Here is a 14,506-nt window from a genome sequence, read left to right as displayed (position 1 = left end):
TTGCCTCAACAATGGCGAGCTGCGTTATCTTAGTGAGGCCGAGCTGCGCGAACAGGTGTATTATCCTGCAATAGGCTTAGAGTGGGAGCAGTTATGGGAGCATGCGGCGAACTGGTATGCCAAAGAGTATATGCGCTACCGGCTGTGGGATCATCATGCCATAAAGGCTGCCATGTCGTATCTTTTCGTCGCATGCGATATGGATGAGCTTCCCTACGATGCGGAGTTAAGAACTGAGCCGGCCATGACGCAGAACGACTTTATCGATTACCTGAGTGAAAGCCTGTTGGACCTACCAGTAGTCAATGGTGAAGAGCTGGCTTATCCAGTGGTGGGATTGGGCAAGCCAGTGTTCTTGGGGGAGTACTTGCCCTTGCACTTAGCCTGTGAACAAAGCCGGCTGGCCTTGTACGAAGCGTATTTGTCGTGGTTGCAGCCGACAGCAAAAAACAAAGAGTAAATCTAAGAAGATCGCCGGAAAAGCCATGCAATCTAAAAAAGAAAAAATCGTTGTGATAAGCGGCGCGGGTATCAGCGCCGAGAGCGGCCTGGCCATCTTTCGGGATGCCGATGGTTTGTGGCAAAAATACGCGGTTGAAGAGCTGGCCACGCCAGAGGCTTTTGCTGCCAACCCGGAGCTGGTGCATCGTTTTTACAATGCACTGCGAAAACAAGCCGCTGCAGCCTGCCCGAATGCGGCTCACCTTGCCATTGCCAGTTTGGAGCAGCACTATCAGGTGGTGGTGATTACGCAGAATGTGGATGATTTGCATGAACGAGCCGGCTCCACAAAGGTCATTCATTTGCACGGCAAACTCTGCGAAGCTCGCAGCAGCCGCAACCCAGAACTGGTGGAGTACATCGGCGATGTCGAGTTAACCGAGCATGACACCGCAGCCGATGGCTCCGCCCTTCGCCCAAACATTGTTTGGTTTGGTGAAGAGGTACCGGCCATGATAACGGCGATAGAAGAGGTGGAAAGTGCCGATAAAATTCTGGTGGTGGGCTCCTCATTGCAAGTCTATCCGGCTGCTTCCTTGCTCTCTTACGCCCACCACAAGGCGGAAAAAGTACTGATTAATCTGGAGTCACCGGATTTTATCAGTGAGTACCGCTTCCTGCAGGGCAAAGCAGCCACCGAAGTCCCGAAACTGGTTGCTAGCTGGCTTGGTATGGCAGCCATAAATCCAACAAAATTCGTGTAGCCGGGAGATCCGAATGCAAGCTCATTTAGCCCTACTGCAACTTAGCGGCTTTAATGCCATAGGTGGCAAGCTGCAGCAACAAGATGCTATCGGTTATTGCACTGGTTCTGCTGTGCAGTGTCGAGTGCAGCAACAGTCAATACAGCAACAGGAGTTCTCCGATTGTATTGATTTAGCTGATAGTGAGACGCTATTATTGGTGGCAGACGGAGTATCCTCCAACCCCGCTGCAGCGAAAGCCAGTCGCGTGGTGGTTAATAATTTAATTCAGCAGTGGCAAAAAGAGCCTTTCTCGAGCAAACACCTCAGGGCTGCCCAGCTGTATCTCTCTGAATCTCTGGGCACTAAACGGCAAAGTTTTGGAGCAGCAACAACTATAGCGGCCCTGGCGCTGAGCAAATCACGCTTCGTTGCCATTAATGCCGGTAATAGCCGGGTTTGGCGGTTACGCCAGGGGCAGTTGCTGCAATTAAGCATCGATCATACTTTTCAAAACGACTCGCCTGAGCTGAAACAGCAAAGCAATCTGGCACAATGCTACCAGGCACTTACCAGTTATTTAGCCGCCGATAACGACGAAGCTGACTTTACCATCGCGTTTACCGATGGCGCTGTGGCCGCTAAAGATGAATTCTTATTAACCAGCGACGGCGTGCATGATGTGATTAGCACAGAGGAGCTAAGCGAGATGATGCAGCAAAGCAGTATGACATTCGCTTTAGAGCAGGTAAGGAAGCGATTGTTAGATCGCAGCGCACCTGATAATGCCAGTTTGCTTTGGTTACGCTTGGCTGGTTAAGCGCTAAGGGAGCTCCCCAACTTACTGGTAGCTGGCTTGGCCAAGCCGCTATCTAACTCCTACACCGTGCTTTGATACTGCTGCATGGCCTTACTCAGCCGCTTAATCACCCGCTCGCGCAGCGATGCGGGTGCTATGACTGTAAGCGAACTGCTTTGCATCATCAGCCATAAATCCAGCTGGATGCCACTAAACACGGTAGCGGTAAGCCGGTAGCTTTCATCTTGGCATGGCTGCAGTATCATATCATGCGATAACGGAGTTTCCTGCAGCAGAGTTACCAAGTCGCCACGCACCTGCGCTTCCAGCTTAATTTGCTCGCCCTCACTAAATTGCATGGCGCCGCTGGCAAGATAATTTTGCAACTTAAAGTCTGCAGGGCGAATGGCCGCTTCGTCACACAAGGTTGCCGATTTAAAACGATGCAACACAAAGCGCAGCGGATCATGGTAGGGAACACAGCTGGCAATCAGGTAACTGACGGCACCGCGCTGTACCAATGCCAGGGGATTCAGCCTATAAGACTTAGGTGCATTGTGGTGCGGCGACATATACTGTGCATCCAGCTGTTTATCGCGAAGCAGTGCTTCCTGAATACTTTCCAGTAAGACAGCATCAACCGCCGGCGGCAGCAGTGCCATCCCGGGTTCAACCACCGCCACCTTATCCAACCAGGCCGCCCCAGGTGCATCCTCCTGCAGTGCACGTAGCTTATTGTGCGCCTGCATAAAGCGTGAGGTCAGCGGCTGCAGCATGGAGGTGGGCACCACAAAACGCAGACTTTGCTCAACCAACTGCAGACTGAGTGCATCCATCAGGCTGATCCCCGGTAAATCCAGCGCGGTATCTTGCATCCAATACCAACCAAAGGGCGTGCCTTTGTCGTTGCATTGCAGTGGGAAAATGCCAGAGAGCATCTGCAAATCGCGCTCAACCGTGCGTTTGGTGACGGCAAAACCGCGATCCACGAGCTGTGCGGTTAAGTGCTTTGCTTCAGCTCCGGGAGCTCTGCTTGGCAGTAGCTTTAACAGCTCCCAGTGCCGGCTGATGGTCGGTGCGCTTTTTACAGAAGACATATGGATTTCCAGTGGGTTTAAGGGGAACTCATGTCCTGAAGGATAGCATTTAATCGCGACGTATGGTGTCGCGATGCAGCATTAAACTACCCATATTAAGCGAAGAGGAGTTGATGCAATGCCTGTAAAGCCTAAGCAAGTATCCAGGGTGGAAAAGCCCACATCGGATCTAGCCAATGAATTGCAAGTCCCATCCATGGTTAAGCACTGGGTATTTCGTATTCTGCTTAGCATGAACGGCGTGCAAAAAATGCTTGCTGGACGGCGAGGCTATCTACCGGACTCGGTAGCAGAGGCCCTTAATATTGATTCAGAACAGATAGAAATGAGTTCTGTTGCTAAGGCGCGTGTGCTGCTAAAAGAAGAGTTTCGAAAATTTGCACAAAGCACACCCATTGCTATGCCGCCGGTGATAGCTCGCAATATGGAAGCTATTGCTAAGGTGTCAGGCTTTAATGCCACGGAACAAGCTGTTTTTACTTTCATCGTGTTGGTTCAAACCAATGCAGCTCTGCGAGAAGTGCTGGAAGCATTTGGAGAACTGCACAGCTATCAGTTGGCTTACCTGATTGCAGACGCCTTAAACTTACCTGTGTCTTCGGTGCAAGAAGCGCTATCCAGTGATGGTCGCATACAAACCTCTGGCTTGGTTCGCATTGCCAGTCGTGGTATTGAGTGCTTTCATCACCACTTTTCCTTTGCAAGTTGTTACTTGCCACAACGCATGACCACGCCACTGAAAGAGCCAATGGATCTATTGCGCGATCTGATCAAGCCAGCGGCAACGGCAGAGTTAACAGAAAAATCCTATCATCATCTTGGTCACTCCGTGCCTATGTTGAAAAAGTACCTGAAACAAGCCCTAGCGCATCAATTAAAAGGCGTCAATATTTTACTGTATGGTCCGCCGGGTACAGGTAAAACTGAGCTCAGCAAAGTCATGGCCAAAGCCGTCAATGCGAGCTTATTTGAAGTCAGCTGCTCAGATGAGGATGGCGATCCTGTGGATGGAGAAAAGCGCTTTTTCCTGGCTAAGGCGGCACAGCTGTTTTTAGCAAGCGGTAATAACTTGCTGCTTTTTGATGAGATTGAAGATGTATTTCAGCAGCACTCGTTTTTGCCATCGAAACACAAGAACAAAGCCTGGATTAACGAGTTCCTGGAAACGAACCAGGTGCCAACTTTCTGGCTTAGCAACCATATTGGCCAGATAGACCCAGCCTATATTCGTCGCTTCGATATGGTCATTGAAATCCCGGTGCCGCCGGCCAAGCAGCGGGCAGCCATTTTACAGCAAGCAAGTCATGGGTTACTCAACAAGGCTGAGGCCTTAGCATTAACCCAGCATCAACAGCTGTCGCCTGGGGTGATTACGCGGGCCAGCAAAGTGGTGCGCCTGCTTGGCAGTGGCTCTCTCGATACCGCTAAACAGCAGTTTCGGCAGTTAACTGAAGCGACCCTGAAAGCGCAAGGGTGTAAAGTTGAGAAGGGGGCTTCTTCGGTATGTTCGGCCTTGTATGATCCAGCACTGACCCAAGCTGATTGCGACCTCACCCAATTAACACAAGGATTGCAGCAAGCTGGTACTGGGCGTTTGTGTTTGTATGGCCCGCCGGGCACCGGCAAAACCGCTTTTGGCCACTACCTGGCCAAAACCATGGGCAAAGAATTGCTGGTAAAAAGAGGCTCCGATCTGATTTCCTGTTGGGTTGGCGCCACCGAGAAAGCCATCGCCGAGGCTTTTGCCGAAGCCACTGCTAATAACAGCATTTTGCTGATGGATGAAGTCGACAGCTTCTTGCAAGAGCGCAGCCGGGCCAGAAACAGCTGGGAGATCACTGGCGTGAATGAAATGCTGACACAAATGGAAGCCTTCGAAGGCATTTTCATTGCCAGCACCAACTTGATGCACAATCTGGATAAAGCCGCATTGCGTCGTTTTGATTTAAAAGCCTGCTTTGGTTACCTCAGGCCACAGCAGATTGCACCCCTGTTCAGGCGTTACAGCAAGAAAATGGGCCTAACCCAATGCAAAATTGCGCTGGATAAAGCCACAAAGCTTAGTAAATTAACACCTGGAGATTTTGCCGCCATTGCCAGAAGGCAGCGCTTTGCACCCATGCAGCATGCGCGTGAGCTGACCCAGGCTCTTTTGGCAGAGTGCGAGCTGAAAGACGATGAAGTTTCAAGGCCAATTGGCTTTGTTACCACGCAATGAGCAAGTCGGCTGCATTTGCCAGCAGTCGTTGTTATCCAAGCGAAGCACCTTGCGCTATGCAAAGCGTTTCGCAGGATAAAAGCTTGCCATTGGTCTAAGCTCTATGGCAATAATAGGCACAGGCTAAAAGGACGGAGCAAAATACCATGCCAATAAAGGAGTTAAGCTACGAAGTATTAACCCATGAGAGTTTTTAAACCTCGGATATTGTTAGCTAACCTGAATTATAGTGGAGAATAGGTAAGTGCCTTCAACTATTTCATGGATAGATCTAGACTCAAAAGCTAGAGACAAAACACTCCGCATCCTTTCCCTTTTCCAGGAAAAGGAGAGTCGTGACGAGCTAGGGCTCGGTTCTGTGCGTGACAGCTTTGCCGATCAGCTATTCCCGGGAACAAGCACAATCCAGACTCGCCTCCGCTACATGCTTTTCGTGCCATGGATTTACCATTCGATGGAAGAACAGCGGCTACCTGCAGAGAGTTTTGCGATTCAGGCTGACAAGCTGGAAAGAGACCTGGTTCAGCCATTGATGGATTCCGATGACCAGGCTGGCGTATTTGGTAAGACCGCGGGTAAAAGGCTCAAACGTTTGCCCAGCTCCGTCTACTGGGCCGGTCTCGGTGTCTGGGGAATACGCATTACGCCATTCTCGCAGGACGAATATCACAGGCGCATCGACGAGACATACCGTCGCCGGAATACCCTGAAGGCTCTTGAGAAAGACGCAAAGGCACGGGGAGACGACATCGACGTTGAGCAGCGGATGGCTACGCTCAGTTGGCATCCTCGATTGCCAGCACCTCCGGAAGACTTTCCGGGGGCGTTGAACTTCGCTTTATCCAGGGAAGAAGCCGAATTTATTCGGGATCGCATCCAGGTTGCTTGTCCCAAAAGTCTCCTCTCGTTCTTGGCATTGCACTGCGAACCCGCCGACAGCCAAGCGCCATGGGAGCATCCTGACTACGGCAGTTTTTCTGAACAACATAAAGAACTCCTGACCCATGCAAGGCTATTCTCGGAGGTGATGCATGGAGCTGCGCTCTCGTACAATGTTCAGCTCGCTAGGCTTCGAAACCATGAAGACCTTGCCGCTGAGCATCAGGTACGTTTCGATGAATGGACAGCAAATCTTCCTTTGGAAGAAATTCGCGCCTGGTCGGTGAGCCGACTCTGGGAGTTGACCATGGATCATGGTCACACCATCACCGCGCAAACGAGATCTTTTGTTCAGCAGTGGATCGACCATACCCGGAGGTCCCCCAATGACCTCCTTTCTAACGTAGATGCGCTCACCTTGGTCAGAAGAAGGGAAATGAAACTCAAGGGTACGCGTTCCCGATTCAGGAACCAGCGGGCGCTCGAGCAGTGGGGCGGGTACTCCGGCGTAGGAAGACTCGTTTATCGTTGGCCGAATGTGAAGGTGCTTTTAAATGACCTGTCTCAAGGAATGAACCGGGATAAGCAATGCTAAACCCAAACTCCCGGAGCCTTTATACCACTGCACTGACGCCACCGCCGGGGATGATGTTTGACGAGGCTGTTGCGACTACCTTTTCGATGGACCCAGCCCTGCTGCTTGAGGCTCCTGTCTATCTGGCGTTAATGGCAGCGGATGGTCAGACCGATCCTGACCCGTTGGCTGTGCTTGAGGCCATCCGCAGGTACTCGAAACGCATCACCGTTTATGTGCAACGGGGGCGGATTCAGGTGCCCCAGATTGCCAAACCCAACCCCTTGTTTGGGTTTCTTGAGGAAATGGTTGTCGAGGTAACTGCCCCTGGCGGAGGCGTTTTCCATCCGAAAGTCTGGGCAATCCGTTTTGTCAGCCCGGATCAAAGCAACTCAATGTATCGTCTTGTGGTCCTGACGAGGAATATGACCACCGATCAGTCCTGGGACCTGTCACTTCAGCTCGAAGGGACTATTGCAGGCCGGAAGTCCAAATCAAATAAACCGCTGGTTCATTTTTTCAAAACGCTTCCTGATCTGGCCACCGGAAAAACAGAGCCTGGCAGGAATGAACAAGCCCTCAGATTCGCGGACGAGTTGCATCGAGTCCAGTGGGAACTCCCTGACGGCTTTGACGAGCTGACCTTCTATCTTCCGGGAACGAAAGCGTATGACTGGGATCCTCCCATGGCGAATCGGATGGCCGTCATTTCGCCGTTCTGTTCTGATGAGGCCCTGCGAGCATTGACGAGAAACACCAAGGCCGCTGATGCTATTATCTCACGTCCGGAGTCATTATCAGCCCTGAAGAAGGAGACTCTCGAGCTCTTCACGCAATATCTTCATCTGGACGACGCGGCGGAAACCGAGGATGGCGAGGAAGACGATGCCATCGAACAACCGCTTGCAAGCGGCCTCCATGCAAAGGTCTATCTGTTTGAGACCAAGTACTATTCAGACTACACCCATGTGATCATGGGGTCTGCGAATGCAACCAACGCGGCGCTGAATGCCTCGAAGAATGTCGAGATTCTGGTCGGGCTAGTTGGCCGGAAGAGCAGAGTTGGCGGCATTGACGAGCTTCTTGGCGCTGACGGATTAGGTGAATATCTTGTCGACTTTGACACGAGCAAAGAAGGAAGTATTGATGCGCTCCGGCAAGCGGCTGAGCAATCCTTTGAACGGGCACGCTCCCTTATAGCTGAAACAGTTCTGGCCATCGAATGCCGTCCGGGATCGAAGGACGGCCTGTGGTCATTGCTGTTGACGGGAGAAATTCCAGCCCTTGAGGGGATCGTCATTGCTACAGCATGGCCGATAACCGTTACTCGGGACTTCGCGGTGGATTTCCTAGACGGCGACGCTCACGGTGGGATCGGACTCGGAGAGTTCTCCGCCTCTTCTGTAACGGGCCTCATCGCGTTTGAACTTAAGACCAATCATCCGGACGTTTCGGCCCGGTTTGTACTGAATATTCCCGTTACCGGCGTTCCAGAAGAACGCAACTCTGCCATCCTGCAAACCGTGATCAGTAATCAGGAGGGATTTCTGCGTTATCTCCTGCTTTTGCTGGGCGATGCTAATGTATCCGGACTTGATCCAGGAAGTGGCTCCGGGTTCGCCAAATGGTTGGCCCAGTTGGCCGGCGGTGAAGATATCCCGCTATTGGAAGAGCTGACCCGCACTTACAGCCGACACCCGGAGCGACTATCGGAAATCTCGGTGCTGGTTCGTGATCTGTCCCAGGGAAGCCAGAATGCGATTATCCCCGAGGATTTTTTGAACCTCTGGAAAGTTTTTGAATCGGCTATTGGAGGGCGTGATGCATAGCAACCGCTTTTTATCAGCCCCCGCCTTGGCCGGTCTGAAAGATTTCCAGAGGAAGACCGTGGAGTACGCCTTTAAGCGGCTCTATGGCAGTGACCCAACTTCCCGTTTTCTGATCGCCGATGAAGTTGGACTCGGGAAAACGCTTGTCGCCCGAGGTATCATCGCCAAGACCTTGGAGCACCTTCAGGACGATGTGGATCGGGTCGATGTGATCTACATCTGCTCCAATGCCGCCATCGCAACCCAGAATGTTAATCGGCTCAATGTTAGCGACACCGATGGTTTTTCAATCGCCACGCGGCTGACTTACCTGCCCAGGCAAGTACGTTCGCTGCGAAAGAATAAGGTAAATTTCATCAGCCTGACTCCCGGCACAGCCTTCGATCATGCCCGCAGTCGAGGCGGGCATGCCGACGAGCGGGTGATTCTCTATCGGATGCTGTACGACTTGCCCCTGGCGCAAAATGAACGGCGTAGACGGCTGCGCGTTGGTCTCCTCAACATTCTTCAGGCGACAGCAGGTAAGGATAACTGGCGAGCCAAGGCCAAAAACCTCCTGGCAGAGGATCTGGACACAGACCTTTCCAAGGCCTTTCGCCGGGCTGTCCTTGAGGATGCCGAACTGTATGCGGCCTTGAAGGAAGGATGTGAAAAATTTGCCCGATACCGGGACTGCAGCAGAATTCCTTGGGAGGACTCTCAGCTTCGCTACGACCTGATCGGAAAACTCAGAAGCAAGCTGGCATCAGTGTGCCTTTCCGCGCTTGAGCCCGATTTGGTCATCCTTGATGAATTCCAACGATTCAAGCACCTGTTGGATGGCGATGATGAAGCCTCCATGCTGGCGACCGCGCTCTTTGAACGTCCCGGCGTTCGAGTTCTCCTGCTGTCCGCAACGCCCTACAAAATGTTCACGCTCGACCAGGAGAATGACGAAGACGACCACTATCCAGATTTCATCAGGACACTGAGCTTCCTCTTCAATGATTCAGGCAAGGTCGATGCAGTGAAAAGTCTCTTGTCAGAGCATCGAACAACACTCCACGTCTGCGCAAAGGGCTCCGTAGGTCATATGGGGAAAAAGGCCAAGCTTGAACGCGCGCTCCTGAGCGTCATGTGTCGCACGGAGCGAGTCGCGACGACTCGTGATCACAACTCAATGCTGACCGAGATCGAGCGGAGGGCTCCCCTCACGCCAGCGGATCTTCAGCACGCCGCGACCGTTGACGCAGTGGCACTCTGCGTTAAGGCTGGGGAACCCATTGAATATTGGAAGTCTGCGCCTTACTTGATCAACTTTTTGAAACATTATGAACTGCGACATAAACTAGATGTCCAGTTGAATGCTCCTTCAAATGCGCTTCGAGAGATTCTTACTTCGGCACACGGACAGTTGCTGACGAAGGGCAAACTAGAAGGTTATCAAGCTCTAGACCCTGCCAATCCGAGGATGCGCGTACTCTTTGAGGATACGATTGATAAGGGCATGTGGCAGCTTTTATGGATGCCGCCATCCATGCCGTATATCGAGCCTGGTGGCGTATTCCGTGAGAAAGATGGCTTGACCAAGGCCCTTGTGTTTTCCTCATGGAGCGCTGTACCCGACGCGATTGCATCGATCTGCTCCTACGAAGCTGAACGGAAGATGATAGCCGGCTCCTCGGTTTCCCACAGCGAACTCTATGACAAGATTAAGCCATTACTGCGGTTTGCTGTGGCTTCAAACGACAATCGCTTAACGGGTATGCCGGTTATCGCTTGGTTGCTACCGTCTCCAACCCTTGTCACCAAGATAGATCCGCTTGAGATTGCTCGGCGCCGTGGAAGCAGGCCACTGAGCGCCCAGGAACTGAGGGACGAGGTCAAGACTGTTTGCCGCGGTTTGGTCGAGACTCTGCCTGCTGGAGAGGAAGGAGCTCGGGCTGATAAGCGCTGGTATTGGGCAGCCCCCATTCTTCTTGATTCCCAGAATGGATTGTTAGACTGGTGTAAGAGCCATTCGGGATGGACGTCCGCTACGCCGGACCATGAATTTGGTACCCACTTCAAAGATCACATCGACCTACTGGTTAGCATGGCTGAGGGCAACATTCCTCTCGGTCCTCAACCGGGCGATCTAGTGGATGTGCTTTGCGATTTAGCGCTTGCCGGCCCTGGCGTGTGTGCCCTTCGAGCGCTACGCCGTGTCGGTGCCGGGCTCGAAGCGGACGATTCGAATCTTTTGTCAGCCGCAGCCAGAATTGCATCCGGTTTTCGATCTCTTTTCAACATGCCGGAGACCATTGCGATGCTACGAGGTACTGGCGAGGACACTTATTGGCGGTTGACGCTTCAGTACGGTATCGACGGCAATATCCAATCGGTGCTCGATGAATATGTGCACGTCCTTCGGGAGTCTTTGGGTCTCCAAGAGCACGCACCGGAAAGACTGGTAGCTAGCATAGCCGAATGCATCCAGTCAGTGTTGTCACTGCGAACCGCTCAGATTCGAATCGACGAAATAAAGATATCGGGCGACGGCTTTGCCCTTGTTGATTTTAACACCCGCTGTCGTTTCGCGCTCCGGTTCGGGGATATTCGAGACGACAATAACCAGGCTCTCGTTCGCGCAGACTCGGTACGAGACGCCTTCAACTCTCCGTTTCGTCCTTTCGTTCTAGCATCGACATCAATTGGTCAGGAAGGGTTGGACTTCCACACTTGGTGCCATGCCGTGGTCCATTGGAACCTGCCTTCCAATCCCGTTGATCTTGAACAACGCGAAGGCCGAGTTCATCGTTATAAGGGCCATGCGGTCAGAAAGAATGTTGCTGCGCAATATGGTTTGAATGCACTTCCGGAGACATTTAAAACTGGTGATCCTTGGCAGGAATTGTTCAAAATAGTATCCCAGCAAAAAGCCGATGAACATTCCGACCTCATTCCGTACTGGATATTGGAAGGTCCTGCTCGGATTGAGCGGCGTATTCCTATACTACCTTTTAGCAAGGAAGTTGGTAAGCTCAAAAAACTTAAACAAGGTTTAGCCCTGTATCGGATGGTTTTCGGTCAACCTCGTCAGGAGGATCTGCTCTTTAGCCTTGGTCAAAATGGTACTTATGAGTCAGAGAATATAGCCGACTGGTTAATTTCACTCACGCCACCATAAGAGTTTATTTGCTTTATTATCGGTTTGTTTAAGTTACGCCTCTATATGACTAGCGGATGTTATGGTGTCATGAGATTAATCCGAATTAACAAAACTCTAAATAATGAAAGCGAAGTACCTTATTTTAAGTAGGACTTCGCAGGATAAAAGCTTGCCATTGTTCTAAGCTCTATGGCAATAATAGGCACAGGCTAAAAGGACGGAGCAAAAATAACATGCCAGTAAAGGAGTTAAGCTACGAGGAATTAAAAACCCGACATCGGGAAGAGCGTGCATTTTATCCATTGAATTTATCACTCAGGGTGCATCGGGCGCTTAGCTGGCTGCAAAAAGCAGAGCAGGCAAGAGTGGCTAAAGACCATGATGCCGAGTTTATTTTTTACTGGATCAGCTTTAATGCCGCTTATGCCAACGAATTTGCGGATGGCGAGCGCATGGCCGAAGAGCAAAGCTTTCAGGCGTTTCTGGGTAAAATTGCTGATCTTGATACTGCAAATCAACTCTATGACCTCATCTGGCAGCAATTTAGCAGCAGCATTCGTTTACTGATGGACAACCGTTATGTGTACCGGCCGTTTTGGGACTTTCAACGCGGCCGGCTTAGCGAAGACGAGTGGCTACAAAGCTTTAAAGCCTCAAAAGCAGCTTTGAACAAAGCGCTGGCAGAGAAGAATGTGCCACTGGCTCTTGGTTGCATCTTTACGCGGCTTTACACACTTCGCAATCAACTCATCCACGGTGGTGCCACGCACAACAGCAGCGTAAATCGCGAACAATTAAAAGATGCCTGCAATCTTTTGCAACACCTCATCCCACTGATTATTGCGTTGATGATGTCTGCGCATCAGCAGTTATGGGGTGAGGCGATTTATACGGTTTTATAGGAGTAAATATGTCTAGTAAAAGAATAAAGCCTTCCAAGCAAGGCGAATTAGATGGAGCTTGTGGGTTTTATGCGATAGTAAATGCTATTCGGAGCTTAGAGCCTGAGTTATCAGCAGATGAGCTATTTACACAAGTCTTAAAAGCTTATCTACTGGATGGTGATCCAATGAGTTTCGTTAATGGAACAAGAAGAGGGTCGATAAAGAATACATTAAGTCGGGTGATTAGTTACCTGCACGAAAATTTTTATTTCACAAATAATTACTCAGGACGTGAGTATAATTTTGTAATGAAAATACCATTCTGGCAGTTAAATAAAAAGCCTACGAGAAAGGAAGTTTTAGAAATTATTAAAAGTGCTAACAGTAAAGCAGGCACAGTTTGTATTATCGGATACGACTATAACTGTGGGTATGATGATTACGCTCACTGGTCAGTTATTACGAACTCAGATGAAAATGGAGTGCGTTTTTTTGACTCTAGTGGCGAAAGCGAATTTATAAGCTTTGACCTGATCCGAGTCGATAGCGTTCAATCGTCTAACGCATCAAGGCCTTACAATATTATTTCTGGTGACATATTCGTTTTATGCAGATGTGATTTGAGTTTATAGCAAATTATTTTTATTGTTAAATTCTGTCTAATTACTCTTATTTGATTTACATGGAGCATGCCATCGATAGTTTTCCACCGGAAGTAATTAATAAACTGAGAAATTATGTTTATCGCCTTATTGATCCAAGGAGTGGAGAAACATTTTTACATTGGACGTGGTGTTGGTAATCGCTTATTTTCACACATTCGCGATGAGCTTGGAAAAGATTCAGATGAAGTCGGAGATAAGCTAAGACAAATTCGTGAAATACTGCTTGCTGGTTTCGAGGTTAGCCATGTTGTCCATAGGCATGGTATGGATGTTGACGTTGCTAAAGAAGTTGAAGCAGCTCTAATTGATGCATATCCAGGGTTAACTAATTTAATTGCTGGTGAAGATAGCGGCGACAGAGGCGCTATGCATGCAGATGAAATTGTTCGAGAGTACTTAGCTGAACCAGCTATTTTTTAACCATCGTGTATTATTAATTAGCATAAACCGAACTGCTTCTGATCAACCAATATATGAGGCTACAAGGTATGCTTGGAAAATTAGCTTGGAAAGGGCAAGTAAAGTTGAGTTGGTTTTAGCTTCAGAAAAGGGTGTAATTAAGAGAGCGTTTTTGCCGGAACAATGGTTACCTGCTACCTCAGATAATTTTCCAAGTCGTACTGAACGGCCTGGTCGCGTTGGTTTTGTTGGTCGTGAAGCTCCTTTGTCAGTTCAAAAAATGTATGTAGGTAAAAGAATTTCTGAAGAATATCGTTTTGGTACCGCGAACCCCATTCGATATGTGTAAAGGCATTCAAAAAGCATGCCGCTGCACCTCAGCTAAATTAGCCACCATGATCTGCTGAGCCTCTGGCCTAGCATCGATTTTGGTCAAATCCAGGTTCAGTACCTGCACGGCATAAGGCACCAGGGCGGAGCGCACTTCGATGATGCGCTTGCCTTGGTTCATGTTGTAGTCGGTTTCAATAATGGCTTTTTGGTACTCGGTTAGCCGGGTATCGGGTATCAGCTCGATTGGTACCAGGGTATTCCAGCGGCTGTCATCCTGCTGGCACTGCTCGGCTTTGCCTTCCACGCCATGGAACCCGCGAAAGCGGCTTAGCACAAAATCCCGAAAATCACGGTTCTTTTCGCAGTAAGCCCGCACATGCCAGCGCAGTGGGGTACAGACCAGACTGTGTGGTGCAATGATGCGGCTTTCTTCATCCGGCGAGGTCAGCGAGACATAGCCCATGTCGATTTTTAACCCTTCCCTAGCAGCTTGCACCAAGGTGCGCAATACCGCC

General features: G+C 50.2%; 11 protein-coding genes and 1 pseudogene. 10 read left to right on the top strand and 2 right to left on the bottom strand.

Annotated elements, in window-relative coordinates:
- The 3 genes from QWY20_RS18155 to QWY20_RS18145 form a co-directional block, all read left to right on the top strand.
- On the top strand, positions 1–460 hold a 460-nt coding region (locus QWY20_RS18155), incomplete at its 5' end, for a hypothetical protein (RefSeq protein ID WP_330130392.1).
- Positions 461–485: 25 nt separating this feature from the next.
- Positions 486–1,205, top strand: coding sequence for a Sir2 family NAD-dependent protein deacetylase (locus tag QWY20_RS18150; RefSeq protein ID WP_330130391.1), 720 nt, complete (start codon positions 486–488; stop codon positions 1,203–1,205).
- A 13-nt stretch (positions 1,206–1,218) separates the two neighbouring features.
- Positions 1,219–2,004, top strand: coding sequence for a PP2C family protein-serine/threonine phosphatase (locus tag QWY20_RS18145; protein WP_330130390.1), 786 nt, complete (start codon positions 1,219–1,221; stop codon positions 2,002–2,004).
- Between the two features lie 59 nt (positions 2,005–2,063).
- Here QWY20_RS18145 and QWY20_RS18140 read toward each other — a convergent pair whose 3' ends face one another.
- The gene (locus tag QWY20_RS18140) at positions 2,064–3,080 is read right to left on the bottom strand and encodes a helix-turn-helix transcriptional regulator (RefSeq protein ID WP_330130389.1); all 1,017 of its coding nucleotides are present in this window, start codon (positions 3,078–3,080) and stop codon (positions 2,064–2,066) included.
- Between the two features lie 118 nt (positions 3,081–3,198).
- Here QWY20_RS18140 and QWY20_RS18135 point away from each other — a divergent pair, with 118 nt between their 5' ends.
- From QWY20_RS18135 to QWY20_RS18675, 7 genes and pseudogenes are all read left to right on the top strand, one after another.
- Positions 3,199–5,298, top strand: a complete 2,100-nt coding sequence (locus tag QWY20_RS18135; RefSeq protein ID WP_330130388.1) for an AAA family ATPase — start codon at positions 3,199–3,201, stop codon at positions 5,296–5,298.
- Between the two features lie 244 nt (positions 5,299–5,542).
- The gene (locus QWY20_RS18130; RefSeq protein WP_330130387.1) at positions 5,543–6,772 is read left to right on the top strand and encodes a DUF6361 family protein; all 1,230 of its coding nucleotides are present in this window, start codon (positions 5,543–5,545) and stop codon (positions 6,770–6,772) included.
- On the top strand, positions 6,766–8,580 hold the full coding sequence (locus tag QWY20_RS18125) for a phospholipase D family protein (protein ID WP_330130386.1): 1,815 nt from the start codon (positions 6,766–6,768) through the stop codon (positions 8,578–8,580). Before QWY20_RS18130 ends, QWY20_RS18125 begins: the two co-directional genes overlap by 7 nt.
- Complete coding sequence (locus QWY20_RS18120; RefSeq protein WP_330130385.1) at positions 8,573–11,728, top strand: DEAD/DEAH box helicase; 3,156 nt, start codon at positions 8,573–8,575, stop codon at positions 11,726–11,728. Before QWY20_RS18125 ends, QWY20_RS18120 begins: the two co-directional genes overlap by 8 nt.
- 215 nt (positions 11,729–11,943) lie before the next feature.
- Entirely contained in the window at positions 11,944–12,612 is a 669-nt protein-coding gene (locus QWY20_RS18115; protein ID WP_330130384.1) for a hypothetical protein, read from the top strand.
- 8 nt (positions 12,613–12,620) lie between these two features.
- On the top strand, positions 12,621–13,226 hold the full coding sequence (locus QWY20_RS18110) for a hypothetical protein (RefSeq protein WP_330130383.1): 606 nt from the start codon (positions 12,621–12,623) through the stop codon (positions 13,224–13,226).
- Positions 13,227–13,276: 50 nt separating this feature from the next.
- Positions 13,277–14,007 (top strand): annotated as a pseudogene (locus QWY20_RS18675) (LEM-3-like GIY-YIG domain-containing protein).
- Between the two features lie 6 nt (positions 14,008–14,013).
- Here QWY20_RS18675 and QWY20_RS18095 read toward each other — a convergent pair.
- Positions 14,014–14,506: WYL domain-containing protein (locus QWY20_RS18095; protein WP_330130380.1), on the bottom strand; the 493-nt coding region annotated here is incomplete at its 5' end.

Source organism: Alkalimonas cellulosilytica, assembly GCF_036325985.1.
GTDB lineage: Bacteria > Pseudomonadota > Gammaproteobacteria > Enterobacterales > Alteromonadaceae > Alkalimonas > Alkalimonas cellulosilytica.
Note: the sequence above shows the minus strand (reverse complement) of the source record. Positions and strands in the feature narration are given on the sequence as shown.

Coding starts and splice junctions, on each gene's coding strand:
- QWY20_RS18125 (WP_330130386.1), top strand. CDS start 6,766: ATGCTAAACCCAAACTCCCGGAGCCTTTATACCACTGCACTGACGCCA.
- QWY20_RS18110 (WP_330130383.1), top strand. CDS start 12,621: ATGTCTAGTAAAAGAATAAAGCCTTCCAAGCAAGGCGAATTAGATGGA.
- QWY20_RS18150 (WP_330130391.1), top strand. CDS start 486: ATGCAATCTAAAAAAGAAAAAATCGTTGTGATAAGCGGCGCGGGTATC.
- QWY20_RS18145 (WP_330130390.1), top strand. CDS start 1,219: ATGCAAGCTCATTTAGCCCTACTGCAACTTAGCGGCTTTAATGCCATA.
- QWY20_RS18140 (WP_330130389.1), bottom strand. CDS start 3,080: ATGTCTTCTGTAAAAAGCGCACCGACCATCAGCCGGCACTGGGAGCTG.
- QWY20_RS18135 (WP_330130388.1), top strand. CDS start 3,199: ATGCCTGTAAAGCCTAAGCAAGTATCCAGGGTGGAAAAGCCCACATCG.
- QWY20_RS18120 (WP_330130385.1), top strand. CDS start 8,573: ATGCATAGCAACCGCTTTTTATCAGCCCCCGCCTTGGCCGGTCTGAAA.
- QWY20_RS18115 (WP_330130384.1), top strand. CDS start 11,944: ATGCCAGTAAAGGAGTTAAGCTACGAGGAATTAAAAACCCGACATCGG.